The 19,403-nt window shown below is 61.0% G+C and carries 13 protein-coding genes; 10 read left to right on the top strand and 3 right to left on the bottom strand.

Going from position 1 to position 19,403, the window contains the following annotated elements; genetic code table 11:
• The first annotated feature begins 4 nt into the window (after positions 1-4).
• The 7 genes from icmH to AC0NIL_RS32830 are packed head-to-tail and all read left to right on the top strand — an operon-like array spanning position 5 to position 9,380.
• On the top strand, positions 5-1,327 hold the full coding sequence (gene icmH / locus AC0NIL_RS32860) for a type IVB secretion system protein IcmH/DotU (RefSeq protein ID WP_128338328.1): 1,323 nt from the start codon (positions 5-7) through the stop codon (positions 1,325-1,327).
• A gap of 1 nt (position 1,328) precedes the next feature.
• Positions 1,329-4,868, top strand: a complete 3,540-nt coding sequence (gene tssM / locus AC0NIL_RS32855; RefSeq protein WP_127371849.1) for a type VI secretion system membrane subunit TssM — start codon at positions 1,329-1,331, stop codon at positions 4,866-4,868.
• Positions 4,865-5,392, top strand: coding sequence for a type VI secretion system-associated protein TagF (gene tagF / locus AC0NIL_RS32850; protein ID WP_127371557.1), 528 nt, complete (start codon positions 4,865-4,867; stop codon positions 5,390-5,392). Before tssM (AC0NIL_RS32855) ends, tagF begins: the two co-directional genes overlap by 4 nt.
• On the top strand, positions 5,392-6,489 hold the full coding sequence (locus tag AC0NIL_RS32845; protein ID WP_127367053.1) for a DUF2169 family type VI secretion system accessory protein: 1,098 nt from the start codon (positions 5,392-5,394) through the stop codon (positions 6,487-6,489). The genes tagF and AC0NIL_RS32845 overlap by 1 nt, the downstream gene beginning before the upstream one ends.
• Positions 6,486-7,508 carry a 3-oxoacyl-ACP synthase gene (locus tag AC0NIL_RS32840; RefSeq protein ID WP_127367054.1) on the top strand — a complete coding sequence of 341 codons (1,023 nt, stop codon included), beginning with the start codon at positions 6,486-6,488 and terminating at the stop codon, positions 7,506-7,508. The genes AC0NIL_RS32845 and AC0NIL_RS32840 overlap by 4 nt, the downstream gene beginning before the upstream one ends.
• Positions 7,508-8,515 (top strand): PAAR-like domain-containing protein, encoded by a 1,008-nt coding sequence (locus tag AC0NIL_RS32835; RefSeq protein WP_127367055.1) that lies wholly within the window; start codon positions 7,508-7,510, stop codon positions 8,513-8,515. The genes AC0NIL_RS32840 and AC0NIL_RS32835 overlap by 1 nt, the downstream gene beginning before the upstream one ends.
• Before the next feature lie 10 nt (positions 8,516-8,525).
• Positions 8,526-9,380, top strand: coding sequence for a beta propeller repeat protein (locus tag AC0NIL_RS32830; protein WP_127367056.1), 855 nt, complete (start codon positions 8,526-8,528; stop codon positions 9,378-9,380).
• 21 nt (positions 9,381-9,401) lie between these two features.
• Here the strand turns inward: AC0NIL_RS32830 and AC0NIL_RS32825 are convergent, their stop codons facing one another.
• The 3 genes from AC0NIL_RS32825 to AC0NIL_RS32815 are packed head-to-tail and all read right to left on the bottom strand — an operon-like array spanning position 9,402 to position 12,501.
• On the bottom strand, positions 9,402-9,740 hold the full coding sequence (locus AC0NIL_RS32825) for a hypothetical protein (protein ID WP_411970029.1): 339 nt from the start codon (positions 9,738-9,740) through the stop codon (positions 9,402-9,404).
• Entirely contained in the window at positions 9,740-10,165 is a 426-nt protein-coding gene (locus AC0NIL_RS32820; protein ID WP_127371347.1) for a DUF6484 domain-containing protein, read from the bottom strand. Before AC0NIL_RS32820 ends, AC0NIL_RS32825 begins: the two co-directional genes overlap by 1 nt.
• Before the next feature lie 8 nt (positions 10,166-10,173).
• Positions 10,174-12,501: a type VI secretion system Vgr family protein gene (locus tag AC0NIL_RS32815; RefSeq protein WP_473573619.1), complete on the bottom strand. Its 2,328-nt coding sequence runs from the start codon at positions 12,499-12,501 to the stop codon at positions 10,174-10,176.
• Between the two features lie 365 nt (positions 12,502-12,866).
• On the opposite strand from AC0NIL_RS32815, the gene tagH reads away from it, so the two are divergent.
• The 3 genes from tagH to tssM (AC0NIL_RS32800) all read left to right on the top strand — a co-directional run bounded on the left by tagH (position 12,867) and on the right by tssM (AC0NIL_RS32800) (position 19,279).
• Positions 12,867-13,907 carry a type VI secretion system-associated FHA domain protein TagH gene (gene tagH / locus AC0NIL_RS32810; RefSeq protein WP_473573618.1) on the top strand — a complete coding sequence of 347 codons (1,041 nt, stop codon included), beginning with the start codon at positions 12,867-12,869 and terminating at the stop codon, positions 13,905-13,907.
• 292 nt (positions 13,908-14,199) lie between these two features.
• Positions 14,200-15,696, top strand: a complete 1,497-nt coding sequence (gene tssL / locus AC0NIL_RS32805) for a type VI secretion system protein TssL, long form (RefSeq protein WP_473573617.1) — start codon at positions 14,200-14,202, stop codon at positions 15,694-15,696.
• 19 nt (positions 15,697-15,715) lie between these two features.
• Positions 15,716-19,279: a type VI secretion system membrane subunit TssM gene (gene tssM, locus AC0NIL_RS32800; protein WP_473573616.1), complete on the top strand. Its 3,564-nt coding sequence runs from the start codon at positions 15,716-15,718 to the stop codon at positions 19,277-19,279.
• Positions 19,280-19,403: the final 124 nt, after the last annotated feature.

Here is a 19,403-nt window from a genome sequence, read left to right as displayed (position 1 = left end):
GATCATGAGCCGCGATGATCCGTTCGGACTGTCGGAGGATCGCGAACGCACCCGCATTCGATTGACCGGCGCGCCGATGCCGCGGCCGATGGCGCCACCTTTGCCGAGCGCGTCGGTAAAGCGCTCCCGCACCCATCCGAACGCACTCGTCAACGCATTTGCGCCCTTGCTCGAATTCGCTCCCGAGCTTGAAAGTGCGCTGCCGCCGGACAATCCGGAAGCATTGCGTACCCGATTGCTCGAAGAACTGGTCCGGGCACGCGACACGGCTATGTCGGTCGGATCCTCAATGGAGCGCGCCGACCAGGCGGCCTGGGTGGTGGCGGCGTTGCTCGACGATCTGGCCCTGAACACGCCATGGGGCGGTGCCAGCGCCTGGCCGCGGCAGCCGCTTGTGGTCATGCTGCGCGGCGATGTCGATGCCGGCACGCAGTTCTTCACCCGTCTCGACGAACTCGAGCGCCATCCCAACCGTGATCGCGAATTGCTGGAACTGCAGTATCAATGCATGGCGCTTGGCTTTCGTGGCAAATATCGCGTGTCGGCCCGATCCGGCGACCGCTCGCTCAATGCCGTTCGCGTGGCGGCGGCACGCTTCCTACGCGATGCCGACGCCGAAGGCGCGCCACTGTCGCCAAACTGGAAAGGCGTGATCGCATCTGACGAGCCGCAGCGCTTCATCGTTCCGATCTGGGTCATGGCGCTCGGTGCGGCGGTTGCAGCCATGACAATCCATGTCGGGCTCTCGATGGCACTGAGCAGCCAAGCGGTCGAGCTCTCCGCACTTGTTCGCGCGCTGCCGCCGCCCGCGCGCGGCGACATCACCCGCACGTCGCCCAAAGTCGATGCCCCGCCGCCGGAGAAGGTGGATTTTGCGCTGTTGCCGGAATTTCAGGCCGGGGCGCCCGCCGACTTCAAATCCGCCCTCAGCGGCACCGAAAGCGTTTCGCTGGCCAAGCTGACGATCCAGGCCTCCAATCCCGAACTGTTCCAGTCGTCACGGCCACAACTGACCGAAGGCTTCGAGCCCCTGATCGGGTCGCTCGCCAAGGTGATCCTCGCCAACCAGGAGCTGATCGGAAACATCACCGTCGTCGGTCATACCGACAGCGTTCCCCTGCAAAAGACCAATCCGCTGTCGACCAACCAGCGACTGTCGGAGGCTCGCGCCCAGACGATTGCCGACATGCTGGTCCAGAACGGAGTGCCGCGGGATCGCGTCCATTCCGAGGGCCGCGCGGCCACCGATCCAGTCGCCACCGACAGCACGCGCGAGGGGCGGGCCTTGAACCGCCGCGTCGAGGTGCTTGTCGAAAAGAGGCTGTGAGATGTTCATCCTGCGCTTCCTTTGGGCTGTCCTGACATCACGCTGGCTATGGACGCTGATCGGCCTCACGCTGCTTTCCCTGGTCATCTGGGTGTTCGGTCCGATCGTCAGGGTCGGTCCCTATGAACCGTTCGCCTCTGATAACGTGCGCATCGTCATCATTGCGCTGCTGGTCATCTTCTGGCTGATCTGGCTGATCGTCGCCCAGCGCCGGGCGATCCGCGCCAACCGTATGTTCGTCGCCGAGATTGCCGCGCCGGTGGTGGAAAAGCCGCTCAGACCCGGCGAAGAGAATGTCGCGGCCGTCGGTGCCAAGTTCGCCGAGGTGATGGCCGAACTGAAGCGCCGCAAGCTGGGCGGACGAAAGTTTCTGCGCGAAATGCCATGGTATGTGATCGTCGGGCCGCCGGCCACCGGCAAGACTACGGCCTTGCGGCAGTCCGGGCTGAATTTTCCGATCGACCTCACCGACGACCTGCAGGGGGTCGGCGGCACGCGCAACTGCGACTGGTTCTTTTCAGAACATGCGGTTCTGATCGACACGGCCGGCCGTTATGTCCAGCAGGAGAGCCAGCCCGATGTGGACGCGGTTGAATGGCTGGGCTTCCTCGACCTGTTGAAAAAGCACCGCGGACGCCGCGCGCTGAATGGCGTAATCGTCGCGCTTTCGATCGACGTGCTTTGGGAGGGCGATGAAGCCATCAAGGCGCACGGCCGCAAGATCCGCCGCCGGTTGGCCGAACTCAACGACCGGCTCGAAATCCGCCTTCCGGTCTATCTGATGCTGACCAAGGCCGATCTGATCAAGGGCTTCGAGGCTTTCTTCGGCGGCTTGTCCACGGCTTCGCGCGAGCAGGTATGGGGGACCACCTTCGCGCTGGAAGCGCGTGTCGATGCCAAGACCATTGAACGGGAAATTTCCGCGCTGGCGACGGAACTTGAGCGGAGGCTGGTGCCGCGGCTGGAAGATGAGGACAAACTCGCCGCCCGTGCCGAGATTTTCCGCTTTCCCGCCCAACTGGCAAGCCTGTCCGAACCGATACAGGTGCTGGTCGAGGCAATGTTCGGCGAAAGCCGGTATGAAGAGGTCGCCTGGCTGCGCGGGCTCTATCTGACATCGGCGACGCAGGAAGGAGCGCCCATCGACCGGCTGACCGCGGCGCTGTCTTCGTCCTTCGGCCTGCCGCCGCGACGGGCGCTGCCCGCACCAAGGGTCGAAAAACGCAGCTTCTTCCTGAAGAACCTGCTGACCGAAGTCATCTTCAAGGAAGCGGGCCTCGGCACGTTCGATCCGCTGGCGCAACGGCGCCGCGCCTGGATCTGGCGGGGTGCGGCAGCCGCTTGCGCGGCGGCGGCATTGTTGGCCGGCGGGTTGTTCACCTGGTCCTATTTTGACAACCGCAACGCGATAACGGCCCAGGCAGGCCAGTTCGAAGCGCTGCAGACGCCGCTGACCTCCGTCGCTGCAACGCCGGCATCGGTGGAGCAGCCCGCCATGGACGGCGCGCTCGGTGCGATGGACGCGGTCGCAACCGCCCGGACAGCACCGCCTGGCGCCGCACAGGATCTGCTGGGACCATCGGCCTCCGCGGAAATGGTGCGGGCGCAGACCGACACGTACGATCATGCCCTGCGCAATGTTCTTGAGCCACGCATGATCGCCTTGCTCGAGGCGACGATGTGGCGGCAAATCCGCGACCCGGATTTCATGCTCGGAGCGCTGAAAACCTATCGCATGATGACGGGCCTGTCTCAGATGGATCCCGATTACGCCCAAGACTGGTGGGCGAACAGCTTGCCCGAATTCGCGGCCGCGGCACCATTTCCGACCGCCGATGCCGAAGAGCATCAGCTTGCCGCCATCCGCCGGATGACGGTCGACGAGAGCTATGTCGCGCCCGACCAGGCCCTGGTTGCCGAAGCGCTGAAAACGGTGTGCACCATTTCGTTGCCGGCGCGCGCCTACAAACAGTTGCTGGCCGATCCGGCAGTGGCCGGGCTCAAGGAGTGGGTCCCGGCGAATTTCGCCGGCCCAAACGGCGGCAAGGTGTTTGCGCGGCGTTCCGCCAAGACGCTTCGCGTCGGCATTTCCGGCGCCTTCACCTATGCCGGCTTCCACGACGTCATTCTCGATCGCATCGACGATGTCGCCGCACAGGCCGCGCTCGATCGTGCCGTTTTCGCTGGCGGCTGCTCAGAGAACTCCGAAACCTCGGTCTCGGCGCTGTCCGAGGATATTCTGAAGCTCTACTATGACGACTATATCGCGCAATGGGACAGCTTCCTGCGCGACATGAGGCTCGCGCCATTGACCGATCTCATCGTCGCCAGTGAGAACCTCAAGGATCTTTCGAGCGCCGATTCCGCGCTGAAACGCCTGCTGACGGCAGTGGTGCAAGAGACGGAGCTCACCCGTTCGGATGACGCGCCCGCCGGAGATGACAAGGCGGCAGCCAAAGGCGGCTCGAAACTGCTCGGCAAACTGGGCAAGCTTGGCAAGATAGTGAAAACAGGGGCAAAACTGTTGCCACGGGCGGGTTCGGCCAGCGAGGTGGACCTGACCGGCAATCTTGTGGCCGAGCATTTCAAACCACTCAAGAGCACCATTGCCGAGGTCGATGGCCAGCCGCCGGCACTGGATGCTGCGGTCGTCGCGCTGACCGCACTTTCCAACGTGCTGCAGACGGTCACCGCGAACCCCAATCCGCAGGATGCCATCAAGAAGCAGGGCGGCCTTGCCGAACTGACGGGAGCGGTCGCCCGGCAGGCACAGATCCTGCCCGACCCTATCAGCAGTTGGCTGGGCGGGATTGCCGGCGACACCAGCAATTTGACTCAGAAGGCGGTCACTTCGGAGCTCAACGCCATCTGGCGGGCCGATATCCTGCCTTTCTGCCAGGCGGCGCTGAACGACCGCTATCCGTTCAGCGCCGAGAGCGCGGTGGACGTCAACGTGCGGGATTTCGCAAGGCTGTTCGGACCGGCCGGGCTGATCGACGGTTTCATCAACGACCACCTGATCAACTATGTCGACATGACCAGCCAGCCGTGGAAGTGGCGCGCCGATTTCGGCCTTGACGGTTCGGCCTTGGCGGCATTCGAGCAGGCCAGGCATATCCGCGACGATCTGTTTGCGGGCGGCAGCGGACCCGTGATGAGCTTCACGCTTGAACCGAAGGACCTGTCTCCCAACGTCACGCGCGTCACGCTCAATCTCGATGGCCAGAGCCTCGTCTACTACAACAACGCAACGCGGCCGCAACCCATGACATGGCCCGGCAAGGACGGCACGGGCGTCATCTCGCTCGCCTTCCAGCCGATCGACGGATCGCCTGAAATAATGCTCAACGAAACCGGCAGTTGGGCGTGGCTGAGGATGCTCCGCAGTGGCCGTTTCGCCAGCACTTCGCTGACCGACGTCTACAGCCTGCGTCTGGGCACGAAAGGCATGTACGCCGACTTCGAGCTCAAGGCCGCCAGCGTCGAAAATCCGTACAACCTCGAAATGTTCAAGAAGTTCACATGTCCGCCGCAGATATGACCTTGCCCGGCTTTTACGGCAAAATGCCTGCCACCGGCGATTTCGTGACGCGGCGGCTGACGGGGGATTTTGTCCGCGTCTGGGACCGCTGGCTTGCGCAACATCTTGTCCCGCTGATGGGCTCGGAATTTTGGCCAAGCACAACCGCGCTCCGCTTCCTGGCAGGCCCGGCTTCCTTCGGCGCATCGGCCGGCATCATTTTGCAGAGTGCCGACAGAGTTGGCAGGCAGTTTCCTTTGACCATTGTTGCGCAGCTTGCTGAAGCCCCTGTTCGGCTGACTGAGGCCGAGGCGTGGTTTTCCAGCATCGAAGAGACCGCCTTCGCCGCTCAGCGCGGCGATCTGACGCCCGACGGATTGGATGCCGCGCTGGGCGCCCTGCCCGTGCCGACTGTCGAGCCGGGCGACGAGGCCATCAGCGGCATGGTGATTTGGACCACCCGTTCGGATATTTTCGACATCGACCCGCAATCGCCGCAGGCGACGCTGGAACAGATCTTTGCCGCCAGTTGGGAGACTAGCTGATGCAGATCTGGAACCAGACCGGCTTTGCGCATGAATTCACCATGGGCATGGACAAGGAAGCTCGTGAGTACATCGTCGTTGTCGTCAAGGGTACTTACGATTTCCCTACGGAGCCGGGCGGGCCTGTGCGCAAGTCGACCGAGCAGGTGCCGCTGGTCATGGCCGACACCCAGACCGGTGTGCCCGGCTATTCGGCGACGCTGTGGGAAACAGACTTCGCCTTCCGCAAGCCGCGCTGCGATGTGATCGCCAATGGCTTTGCCTACGCACCGGGTGGGCGTCCCGCCGAGCGCGTACCGGTCGGCATCAAGGTGGGCAATTGGTCGAAACTCTTCGAGGTCGTCGGTCACCGCGAATGGCGCTCCATCGGCCCGCTCTTTGCCGCCACGTCGCCGCAACCCTTCCTCAAACTGCCGATCTCCTATGACGTCGCCTGGGGCGGCGTCGACAAGCTGGACCCCGAGGACCCCGCCAGCTACAAATACAACCCGGTCGGAACCGGCTGGTCGCGGACCAGAAACCAACGGCTCATTCCCGGCTTGCGACTGCCGAATACGCAAGCTGTCGGCGAGGATATCCGCACGCCGTTCGGCGACTACAAGCCGATGAGTTTCGGGCCAATGGGCCGTGGCTGGCCGGGACGCATCGAATACGGCGGCACTTACGACCAGAATTGGATCGACAATATTTTTCCGTTCCTGCCGCCCGATTTCGACGAGCGCTATTTCCAGATGGCGCCGCCGGACCAGCAGACCGACCACCCAAGGGGCGGAGAGGACGTGCAGTTGATAAACCTGACGCCGGCCGGCCGCGAGAGCTTCCGATTACCGCCGGCGGCGCTGCCGGTGACCTTTTTCAAGGGCCAGAAGAAAGCGTTCGAGGGCCAGCTTCTGCCCGACACTGTACTGTTCGATCCCGAGAACCGCCGCTTCTCGTTGCTCTGGCGCGTGTCGCAACGCATCCACCGAACCATCCTTGATTTCACCGAGTGCTGGGTCGGCCCGCCGACGGAATCCATGCTGCGGGCGCGCGCCACCGGCCGCAGCTATGTCCGGGCCACCGGCACAGCGCCGAAAGAAGAGGCCGAGGACGCATGAGCGCCGCGATCGATATCATCTCGGTCGGCATGGTGACCGCGGTAGGACTCGACGCGCCGTCTGCCTGCGCTGCGATGCGCGCGCGACTCGACGGTTTCCAGGAAACCGGTTTCATAGGGCGGGGCGGGGCGCCGCAGATAGGCGCACCTGTTCTGCTGCCGCGCAACTGGATCGGCGAAAAGCGCATGGCGCACCTTGCAGCCGGCGCTATTTGCGAAGCCTTTGAAAGTAGACCCGAGGCGCGAGGTCAAACGGCATTAATCTTATGCCTAGCCGAAGACAATCGCCCAGGCCGCCCGATCCGCGATCCTCTACGGCTGTTGAGGAGAATCGCCGAGATGGTCGAAGTCGCCCCTCATTCCCGCTCGCGCGTGATAGCGCATGGCCGTCCGTCCGGACACGTCGCGCTTGAACATACACGGAAATTTCTCGCGTCGGACGAGTTGCCCTATGTCATGATCGTCGGCGTTGACAGCTATCTTAGCACAGATGCCATTTCGCATTATGGTGGCCAGTCGCGTCTGCTTAGCCCGGACAATCCGAATGGCTTCATACCAGGCGAAGCAGCAGCAGCCGTGTTGTGTGCGCGCGGCAACAAAGGCGGCTTTCGACTTAGGGGTTTGGGATTGGCCCGCGAGAAGGCTTTCATCTACAATCGAGAAGATTTGCCGTTGCGGGGCGATGGCCTCGCTGAAGCCTATAGGATTGCCTTGAAAGAGACAGGGATCGATCTGGGTCTGATCGGATACCGCATATCGGACCTGATTGGCGAGCAGTATTGGTTCAAGCAAAACGCCTTTGCAGCACAACGTGTGCAGCGCGTCCGCAACGAATTCCAGGACCTTTGGTCACCGGGGGAATCCTTGGGCAATGTGGGGGCGGCAGTCGTTCCGATCATGTTGGGAATGGCACATACCGCAGCCCGCAAGGGCTATGCGGCCGGCAATCCGGTACTGATAGACGCATCCAATGATTCTGGTGCCTGCGGGGCCGCAGTCTTCCTGGCAAGAGCGGCCTGATGTCGGATGTATTTGCAAACGGCCTTGAGATTTCAGGAAAGTCGGTCGACGCAAAGACGATCGCGGCTTTTCCCGACGTTTGCTTCACGCCGCCTGAAAACCCCGCAACGCCGCCCGGCGTTCCGATTCCCTATCCCAGTTTCGGCATGGCTTCCGATACGGAAGATGGTACTGGAACGGTCAAAATCGGCGGCAAGACGGTCAACATCAAGAACAAGTCGGATTTGTCGAAAACCAGCGGCACGGAAGCCGGCTGCGCCGCCAAGAAGGGAGTAATCACTTCGAAGAACACTGGTAAGGAGTTCTTCAAGTCATGGTCGCCGAACGTAAAATTCGACGGCGAACCAGTCATTCGCATGACGGATCTCGCCACCAACAACCACGCTTCCGATCCGCCGAACGCGCCGCCTTGGCCACATATTGCCGGCGTCAATCCGGCAACAGCGTCGTGCGCCGAGATACTGGCCGCTCTCGGGCTCAAGTTTCACAAGCATGAAGACAGCCCCTGCGAGGCTGAAGATCGTGCCGGAGGATCGAACAAGGCTACATTCGAGCAGTCCGACCACATCATCCAGACGGCCTGCTTCACTGATGGTCGCCTCGGTGAGGCTATCCCGACCGCAGGGCCGAACAAAGCCTACGACATCAACAAGGCGCCCTGCGTATGTCTGAAAGATGCAAGTCGACGGAGCACTGAACACGGCGAAAAATCGGCATCGCAGCGGCAATCCAAGCGTGACTGGGTTGCCAAGCGGAAAGCGGACGCGAATTGGAATCCTACCTACAAAGATGCACGGGAGGACAATCTCGATGCGATGAAGGATGCCCTCAAACCACGAATCGACGACGGTCCAAATGGCGAGGAGCATCCTGCCGTGGGTTGCTTGCGCGTCGAGTGCGACAAATATTTCAAGGATGAACTGGGGATGGATGACGATACCCCAGTGAAAATTCCGCATAAATCCTACGCCGCGCCTGCCGATCCCGGCGCTGCAGGCATCAGTTAAGAGGACGACAATGACCGAATTTTTCGCAAGCTGTGACTGCGCATCGCCGGAATATCAGGAATCGCTGCTCGCGCTGGTCGTGCAGACCGATTCTGAGGACTATTGGTCGAAGATCTTTCGGGTAACCAATCTTCTCGGTGCTGGGACCACGCCCAACAGGGCGAAGATTCTGGAGTTGCACACCTGGCTTACTCATTTCTGGAGGAGCGACAAGGGCATTCTCTACATCGCCGACGATTCGGGCGAGGTGCACGAGTCCGCCGAATCCGGGTTGACTTCGCGGATCGTGTCGGAGGGACGGGCCATCACCTTTGTCTGGGGCCTTTCGGACCAAGAAGTCTACGCTGTCGGCGATGCAGGCGTAGTCTTTCTCTGGAACGGCAAAACCTGGACGGCGATCTCCGATCCGCTCGGCGACCGTCTCTACGGTGCATCAAAGGCAGCCGACGGATCGCTCTACGTCTGTGGTCAAGCCGGTCACTTCTGGCGAAGGACCGACTCGCGTTGGCAGCGCATCGAATTGCCTACCAACCGGCGCCTGACAGCAACGTTTGCCACGCCGGACTCGACCGTATGGGTGTGTGGCGAAGGAGGAGCGCTCTTCCGTGGCCGCGGCGATGATTGGGAAGAACTGCGGCTGACCGAAACCAACCTGCATGGGATATGCCTGTTCAAAGGCGGGATCTACATTGCCGGCAGCCGAGACGGAGTTCTGAAATACGACGAGAAAACGGGTTTGCAATCCGTCAAACCAACCGTCGTCAGCTACGGTTTGGTCGCCGATGAGCACCACATGGTTAGTTTCGGCGACAAGATCGCCATCCGCTTCAATGGCGAGACATGGGCGGGGATAAAGTTCGATTGAATGCGAAAGATTTGAGACGGATTATCGTCCTTGCGTCGCAAGATAGGACCGCACCTGATCCAAATTCAGGTCGCGTATGTGCATGCTGGCTGCTTGCGGCCGCAGCATCCGGGTGACGAAAAGTTCGCCCGCTTCCGGATACTGGGCATAAAGCTCTTCGGCGATTTCCAGGCCGGCAGGACCGGCTGTGCGCAAGCCATCTAGATGGGCTTCCAGCCGCTCGACAAGGCGGCCTAGGCGGACCTCATCCAGATCGAGGTTCTCGTCGGGATGAAGCAAATGGCGGTCATAGACCGTCCATAGGAATGCTGCCATCTCCGCGTGTTGGCGAACAATCTCGCGTAGGACCATCGCAGCCATCAGTTCAGGTTGACCGAGCCGCCACGGATGCGGTTGGTCGCGCTGGCGTGACTTGTCAAATAGGTGCCGCGGATGGTGATACGGCCGTCCTTTTCCATGATGATCGTTGCTTTGCCGCAACGTAGCTCGAGCCGCTCTTTCGCCGTAATTCGCATCAGCTCACCGTCCTGAACAATCTGCGGGACATTTGACTTGCGGGCAGCATCTACAATGCGACCGACGATGAGCGGTCGCCCAGGATCGCCATCCTGAAACAGCAGCGCCACTTCTGCGCCGATCATGTCCGACGTTAGTTCGGTCAGGCTGCGCGCGGGAACTGCCGTTTCATTCGGATTGCCGGGAAAGACGACCAGGGGAGCGTCCTCACCGAAACCGAGGAATGCACCGATGACAACCCCTTCGATGCGCTGTTTGGTCTTCGCCATCCGATGCCTCAGTTCTGGTTGATCTTTGAGCCCTTCATCGTGATGTCGCTGGATGCCTTCACGGTGATTTTGCCTGAACCATTGATGGAAATGTTCTTGCCGTCGATCGAGATCGTGCCATCCTTTTTCAGCCCTATCGCTGCGGAGCCGCACTTGATGATAATCGAATCTCCGGCCTCGATGACGAGATCCTGGCCGATCTTGATCAAACCGTCTTCCCCGACCTCTACCAAGCTTCCCTTGGCGATCTTGAGCGCTCGCGAGCCTCCGATTTCCGTCACGTCATCCGCGCCGACCTTCGCGCTTCGCTCTTTTCCTATCTCGGAAGTCAGTGCACCGCCGATCTTGAAACTCTGATCAGAACCTATCTTCACATTCTGCGCAGTTCCTATCTCCCAACTATCACTCGTGCCGACGCTATGGCTCTGACTCAAACCGACGCTCACGCTGCGCGTCGCGCCGACCGTGTTGCTCTGCAGCCCGCCGACGGTGCGCTGTTCCGCCGCTCCGACGCTGTCGACGCGCGCCGCACCGACGGTAATCGTCTGACCTATCCCCACAGTCTGAGAATGATTTGCGTCTATATTCTCCGTCGAGTTCGACACGACATGGATGGTCTCGTTGGCCATGACCGTCAGCGAACGGTTGGCGCCCACTGTCTCGGTGTCGTTCGAGCCGATGTTGGTGGTCTGGTCCACGCCGACCTTGACGGTCTTGTTGTTTCCGACGTCCTCGTCGAGGTTGTGGCCGACGGAGTGCTTGGCGTCGTGGTCGATGCGGTCGGACTGGTCGTGCTGCACCAGCTTGGTGCGGTCGTGCTTGATCAGAAGGTTATGGTCCTTCTGGGCCTGGAAATTGACCAGTTCGGAGCCGGCCTTGTCCTCGAACATCAGCTCGTTATAGCCGCCACCGCCTTTGGAGGAGTCGGACTTCCAGCCCGATTGCGTGGCGCTGCCCGGCAGCCCGTAGGGCGGCATCTGCGAGGCGTTGTAGACCCTGCCGGTAATGATCGGCAGGTCCGGGTCGCCTTCGATGAAGTCGACGATCACCTCCTGGCCGATGCGCGGGATCTGGATGAAGCCCCAGCCGCTGCCGGCCCAGGTCTGCGACACCCGCACGAAACAGGAGCTGTTCTGGTCCTTCTTGCCCAGACGGTCCCAATGAAACTGCACCTTCACCCGCGCATATTTGTCGGTAAATATTTCCTCGCCGGACGGGCCGACCACCGTCGCCGTCTGGGGGCCACGCATGATCGGCCGTGGCGTGATCCGCGGCGGACGATAGGGCAAGGCTGTCGGCGCCAAGCCGAGGATCACCTTGAAATTCTCGCTGTTGACGTCAGCATGGGCTCTGTAACCTGGATCAAACAGTCTGTATTCGGCGCTGACCACCAGATACTCCTGGTTCTGGTCCTCACGCGGAAAGCTATCCAGCTTGAACGTGCAGCCCGAATAGAGGCCGCGCACGGTGCCGACAGCGGCGATGCGCTGGTGGACGGCCTGGATTTCCTCACGCCGGATCGCGGCCAGGCTGTCTCCCCGGCCCGTTTCGAGATGCGCGCCGGGCTGGCGGTAGTTCTCACCCGCTGCCTCTTTGTGGCTGAACGGCTGGGCCGACTTGGCCATGAGATCGGCGCCCGGCTTCGTGAAATCATAGTCAGTGTGGGCATAGGCGCCTGGGCGCACCGAACTGCCCGGTATCCATTCAGTGATGTATTCGACATCGCGCCGCGAACCCTGACCTTCAAAGTTATAGAGCACTTTCTCGTAGCCCGGCGCAGGCTTCAGCTTGCTCATCGCATCGGCCAGGACAAGCGTGTGCTTGCCGTCATCATGCTCGAAGAAATACAGGATGCCTTCATGCTCCAGCAGCCGCTGCACGAAATCCAGATCGGGTTCGTCGTACTGCACGCAATATTCGCGCGGGGGATAGGACCCTTGCAGGCGCAGATCGAATTCCGCGATACCGTATTTCTTGAAGATGTCCTTGACGATGTCGAGGACGCTCTTGTTCTGGAAAATACGGCAATCGGTGGTGTTGCCGAGAAACCAGAGCCACGGCCTGATGACCGCCTCATAGTAGGCCAGCCGATCTTCCAGCCGGGTGAGCCGGAACTCGGAGACGATGCCGCTGAACCAGCGTTTCGGATCAGATTCAGCTTCGATCGAGAGCGGCCCGCCCAGCATCTTCAACGGATCGATATCGGAGTCGGTGCTCACGAATCCGACCGTATAGGCAAAACAACGGCTGATCTCATCGCGTCCGACAAGATGCGTGAAGGTCAACAGCTCGGAGCCAACCGGTGTCCGGACAACGGTGGCACGTTCATTGGGCATGGGTCGAGCCCCCTCCTGGACGCGGCCGCCAATGTGATGGATTTGAAGTTCCCGCTATATTAACAGCATTCCGTTCAGGAACTTCTTAAATCCGCCACGCCAGGCCATGTTGAGCCTACCACATGTTTTCCTGCTGGCCAAAGAGGACATGGGGCGACAGAAACCTAAACCGTGTCGCGGTTGGTCGGATTCACGCGCTGCACCTTCAGGTCTTGTTTCATGCAATGTCGTTTTCTCAAACGGAGGGCACTTTTGGGCGACATGCATTAACCAGCCGGTTCATCGGCTTGAAACGCTTCTGTCCTGTTTTACCCGCAAGCTGCTAGAATGGCGGAGTACCGATCAACGATCGACGGCGATCTCGGATGCACATCAGTCTGGAAATCAACAATGTCGACGCCTTGCCCGCTGGTACCTCGACCTGCTACGCGGCGCGTGATCGCGGCTTCGAAATCGGACGCGATGCTTGCGACTGGACCTTGCCGGATCCCGACAAGTTCATCTCGGGCCGCCACTGCGAGGTTCGCTACGAGGCGGGCGCGTTCTGGCTGCACGACATCTCGCGCAATGGGACTTTCATCAACGGATCGAGCCAGCGCATGACCGGGCCACACCGGCTTGGCCATGGCGACCGGATACTGATCGGCCGTTATGTCATCTTGGTATCGATCGACGAAGAGCGCGCCACGGCGGGCTACCCCAGCTACAAATCCGAGCAGCGAGACATGCCGCCCGCGACAGGCCGACCGCTGGAATTCAAAGATGCACCTTTCTTCGATCCCGCGCAGCAACGGCCCGGGCAGCGCATTCCGCCGCACTCCCCACCCCTGCCTTCGACCAGAGACGAGGTCTTGCGGGAGATCGCGATCGGAGCCGGCATTTCGCCGGAATTGCTTCAATTACGCGACCCGCATGAAGTTGCCGCCGAAATCGGCGCGGTCCTGCGGGCGGTGGTCGAGGAACTGACGTTGCTGCTGAAAGCACGTGCGGCCGCGAAAATGCTGGCCAAGAGCACACAACGAACGATGATCAGCGCCGCCGACAACAATCCGCTGAAGTTCGTTCCAGGAACCGACGAAATCCTCGAAATCATGTTCGCCCGTCGCAGGGCCGGCTATCTTGATGCCAGGCGCAGTATCGAGGACGCATTCCGCGATCTGAAGACGCACGAATTCGCCACCTATGCCGCCATGCAAGCTGCGCTCTCCCGACTGCTTGACGACCTGTCGCCCGAGGCGATCGGCAGGAAACTCCCGCCTACGTCGTTCACATCGAAGAAGGGGCAGGCCTGGGACGCCTATGTCGCGACATGGCGGACCATGGAGGAGGCACATGAAAACGGCATGCTGGACATCTTCCTGGCGTATTTCAGCGAGGCCTACGCCAAAGCCGACAAGCAAAAATAGGCGATCCAGGAAACGCCTGGCAGGGCAATCAGAAAAGTCCTCCGACGCCCGGCATCCGGTTCCAATAAACAATTTCTGAGATTACAATCGCGTACGACAGTTCGCCAAGCGGGTAAGACTCATTGACCTGGGGGTCTGCGGCAATGTCATGCTACGGCGGGACAGGATTTTCTGGCCAATCCTTCTGCGGACACTGCCGCGGCCGACCGGAGCTGCCCCTTTACCCGACCAGAAACCGTCTTGCGCCTGTCTCGCCCAATCGCGGGTGTCCCGCCTGCACGGGTGATCGGCGATGAGCTCGAAGGACGACCCCTTCGGTCCGGCGGGCAAGACCGTCATTCGCGCAAATCCACGGCGCACGCAAAAACCGCCGCCGGTTCCGGAGCAATCCATCGCGGACACCTCCAGGATCGAGGATTCAACCGTGTTCGATCCTGGCGTCGTGCGGCCACCGGGCTGGGTATCAGGAACCGTCATCTATCAAGGCCCGGCCCTGGGTGCCCCAGCAGGTACCAGCTCTTCGGCCGCCGCATCAAAGCCGCCCATCGAGCAGCGCATGCTGCTCGGCGCCGCCGAGGTGGTCAGATACTGCGCGGCAAACACTATTCTCGCTGCGGCCGCTCCTTTGCTGATGCTGTTTGGGCAACTCAGGCTGATGCCTGTCGAAAGACAGGCGGAGCCACTGGCGCAACATGTCGCTGAGGCCATCGAAAAATTCGACCGGACGGTGGAGAAATCGGACGTTGCCGAAGAGGATGCGCGGATTGCGCGTTATGTTCTGTGCGAAACAGCCGACGATCTCATCGGCAACCTGCCTTGGCCTGGGAAAGACGACTGGTCGCAACGCAGCATGTCGTGGCAGTTCTTTCATACCCAGTCCTCCGGCACAGGCTTCTACGAAGCACTGAACAAGATCCTGGCCCATCCCGAGACACATTACGATCTGCTCGAACTGATGCATGTCTGTCTGTCGCTGGGGTTCGAGGGCCAGTATCGCGGCGTGAGGCGCGAAGACAACAATCTCGAGCGCGTTCGACGCGACGTCTACGAGACGCTTCGCTACTTCAGGACGCGTGCGGGTGAAGACATCTCGCCGCGCTGGCAGGGCTTGGCCGAGACGATGGCGCAGTCCTCGGCCCGCCTGCCGCTTTGGGTGGTTGCCGCGTCAGCGTCGGCGCTGCTGGCGGCAGCGTTCTTCGCATTGCGGGTCTTCATCTCCAATGAAGGCGACGCCGCCGCAGGTGAATTGCTGGCACTCAACCCATCAATACCCGTCGCTATCGAGCGCGCCAGCGTGGCGCCGCTGGTCGAGCCAGCCAAAGTCGCCCCACCGGCGGCCAACGCTCAGATCGATCGTATTCGTTCGGCGCTGGCCAAGGACGTCGAAGGCGGCGGACTGGCCATTGGCACCAAGGGCGACTTCATCGTCGTGGAAATCAACAATCTGCTGCTGTTCCAGTCCGGCAGGGCCGAGACGAAGCCGGAATTTCAGCCCATCGCCGCCGACATCGCCGCGGCTCTTGAGCACGAGCCTGGACCGATCCGGATCGTCGGCCACACGGATAATGTCAAACCGCGTCGGTCGAGCGCCTTCAAATCCAACTTCGACCTTTCGCTGGCCCGGGCCAAAGCCGTCGAAGCGCTGATGGCCGCGAAATTCAGCGATCCCTCGCGACTGACGGTGGACGGCAAGGGCGAGGACGAACCGATCGCCGAAAACGCGACGCCGGAAGGCCGCGCCAGGAACCGCCGTGTCGATGTGATGATCCCCAGGGAGGAGACATTGTGACGACCTGCTGGAAGCATCCATGACGCGTTGGCTGCTGCGGATATTCAGCATGACCGCGCTGATCGGCTTCGCGACGGCCATATGGTTTGCCGGCCCCTTGATCCGCTTTGCCGATAGCCGGCCGCTCGGGCCTGCCTGGCTGCGTGCAACGATCATCGGTGTAATCGTGGCGACGCTGGCGCTTGTTCACGGGCTGCGTTTCTGGCAGGGGAGGAAGGCGCAAAAAGCGCTCGAAACCGTCGTTGCGCACAATGATGACCGCGATGATGACGATGGGCGGCTGCTCGAAGCCCGCATGAATGAGGCCTTGGCGGCGCTCAAAGGGTCGAGCGGCAAGCGCAACTTCCTCTACGACGTCCCCTGGTACGTCGTCATAGGCCCGCCGGGTGCCGGCAAGACAACGGCACTGGTCAATTCGGGGCTGAATTTTCCGCTTGCCGGTTCAGGAGACGCCCAACCGGTGGCCGGCATTGGCGGAACACGTGCCTGCGACTGGTGGTTTACCGACCAGGCCGTGTTGATCGACACCGCAGGTCGCTACACGACGCAGGATTCCAATGCTGAGAGCGACAAGAAGAGCTGGCTCTCCTTCCTGTCACTGCTCAAGAAGCACCGCGCCCGGCAACCGATAAACGGCGTCATCCTGGCCATCAGCCTTGCCGATCTGATGAGCTTCGACGACCGGCAGCTAGATACCCACGTCGCCGAGATACGCAACCGGCTGAGGGAAATCCACGAGACGCTGAAAGTTCAGTTTCCAGTCTATCTGATTTTCACCAAGGCCGATCTTGTCTCCGGTTTCATGGACTACTTCGGCGGTTTCGACGAGTCACGAAGGCGCAAGGTGTGGGGCGCGACATTCCAGACCGCGGAGCGCGACAGGAACATGGCCGCTGGAGCCCCTGCCGAATTCGATGCGCTGGCAAAACGACTGGCCGACGAGATGGCCGACCGCCTCCAGGAAGAGACTGATCCCGTCACGCGCATCTCCATCTTCGGTTTTCCGGCACAGTTCGGCGCACTAAAGGGCCGAGTTACCAGCTTTGTCGCCGCTCTGATCAATCCCGGACGCAGCCAGGTGAATGTCAGCCTGCGTGGATTGTATTTTTCGTCCGGCACGCAAGAGGGCACGCCTATCGATCAGGTGCTGGGCGCGATCGGCCGCAATTTCGGTGGCAATTCCCGCCCTCACCTTTCTGGAACCGGCAAAAGCTTCTTTTTGCATGATCTGCTGACGGACGTCATTTTTGCCGAATCGGGCTGGGTTTCGTATGACAAATCGGCTGCAAGGCGTGCGGCGATCGTCAGATTTGGTGGCCTGGGTGCCATAACGCTGATCGCCGCCGCCGCACTGGGTACGCTCGCCCTGAGCTTTGCTTCCAACCGGTCGCTGATCGCCTCCACAACGCTGGCCATGGGCCAGTATCGCGAGACGGCGGCCCCGTTGCTCAAGGCCAGCACGGTCACCGATGTCGACCTTGAAAACGTCATCGGCCCGCTTGACCAGTTGCGCGATCTGCCGGCCGGGTATGAAACCGGTGACTTGCCGACACCGTTAGAGGAGACGTTCGGCCTCAGCCAGAGGGAGAGACTTCTTTCGGCATCCAAAACAGCCTATCGGCAGGCGCTGGAGCGACTGCTCCGATCGCGCCTGTTGATCCAGGCCGAGCGGACGATCCAGGCCAAGATGGCCGATCCCGTCGCCCTCTACGAACCGTTGAAAATCTATCTGATGCTTGGCGGCAAGGCACCGAAGGTCGATGACGCTTTGATCGTTTCGTGGATGAAGCGGGACTGGGAGCAGAACCGATATCCGGGCGAAAACAATCGCGAAGGACGCGAGCAGCTCGAAAAGCACCTGCGCGCCATGCTGGCATTGGACGACGCCTATGATCCGGTCTTCGAACTCAACCAGCCGCTTGTCGAAGCCGCTCAACGTTCACTCGGGCGTATGAGCCTTGCCGATCGCGCTTCGGCCTTGATCAAGTCGGCTACATACGCAGCGGTGCTGGACGATTTTTCACTGTCTCAGAAAGGCGGGCCGGAAGCGCAGCTGCTGTTCGAGCGCATCGATGGCGGCGATCTGTCAGGGCTTCGTATTCCCGGCATCTATACTCATTCCGGCTTCAACACCTTCTATCTCCGGCAACTGTCGCGCATTGCGCAGATGCTTGTCGACGAGCAGTGGGTTCTCGGGGGCGGCGGCGAACAAGGCGATATCAACCAGCAATTGCTCAAGCTCGGCCCCGAACTTCTTGATCGCTACGGCAAGGAGTTCGCGGCCGCGTGGAACGGCGTTCTCGGCCAGTTGAAATTCAAGGCGATGCTGACGGACAAGCCGCACTACATCGCACTTTCGGCCGCTGCCTCCCCAAGCTCACCGATGAATCAGCTCTTTGCGGCAATCGCCGATGAAACAGCTCTGACGCGGGACTCAGGTGACGGCCCCGATCCCGGCACCGAGATCGAAGGCACGGCCCAGAACCCGCCGCGCAACCCCGCGGATCTGGCCAAGGGCCTGGCCCGCATCGGCATAACAATCGCCAGCGGCAAATCGCAAAGCCGCGCCGGCACCGGGGCCGCCGACGCACGGAACTTCAGTCCAGGAGCAAACATCGAAGCGCAATTCAGACCATTCCAGGCCCTGGTGAACGGCCCTGCCGGACATCGCCCGATCGATGCTCTGACCCAAAACTTCAGCGATATCTATCAGAGCCTGCAACTGGCGGCCGAAGTTCCTTCGCAGACGGAACGCGTCAATTCGAACCTGCAGCTGCAGATAGCCACGCTTCGCGCCAATGTCTCGCGCCTGCCCAAGCAACTCGGCCGGATGGTCAACGCGACGGCGGATGAGTTCGAAGGCAACGTTGCCGAAACCTCGGTGACCAACTTGAATCAGATACTTGACCAGACGGTCACAGCCCCTTGTGAAGCCGCAATCAGCGGCCGTTATCCCTTCGCCCGCGACGCCACCGAGGATGTTGCGATGGCAGATTTCGCCAAATTGTTCGCCCCTGGCGGCTTGCTGGACCGGTTCTTCGCACAAAATCTAGCATCGCTGATCGACATGACCAGCCAGGACTGGACTTGGAAACAGGATGCGCGATTTGGACGCGACCTGTCGAAATCGACCCTGAAAGACTTCCAGCTTGCGGCGGAAATCCGCAGCGCCTTCTTCCCATCGGGCGGTTCGTTGCCTTCGGTCAGCATCACTTTCACACCGTTCTCACTGAATGGCGATGTCGATACGGCGATACTCGATGCCGAAGGCCAGATCGTCTGGAGCAATCAGACGGGCAACGCGCCGAGCGCGGTCACCTGGCCGGGCGAGGCAGCTTCCGCGTCCGCCAGCCTAAGCTTGACGCCGGAGATGCCAGGCCGCGAATCCGCCATCAAGTTCGAAGGGCCCTGGGCGCTGAAACGACTTCTGGACAAGGCTGCCGTCACCGGCGACGGCAGCAACATGCAAGCGCGCTTCGTGATCGGCGGACGCGACGTTACTTATGCTCTCCAGACAGGCTCAGGCTCCAACCCCTTCTTCCTCCCGGCCCTGTCCGGATTCAGCTGTCCCAAGGCGTTTTGAACAGGGTTCATCTGCTGAACATGGCGTCGGTCCGCTGACCACGGCGTTCAAAGCCTGGTTTTCCTTAGTTTTCGATACTTTAATGTTCGAGCCTGTGGCAAAGTGGCGCCAGCGAGCGTCCAAA

The sequence above is a fragment of the Mesorhizobium sp. WSM1343 genome, assembly GCF_055901535.1.
Note: the sequence above shows the minus strand (reverse complement) of the source record. Positions and strands in the feature narration are given on the sequence as shown.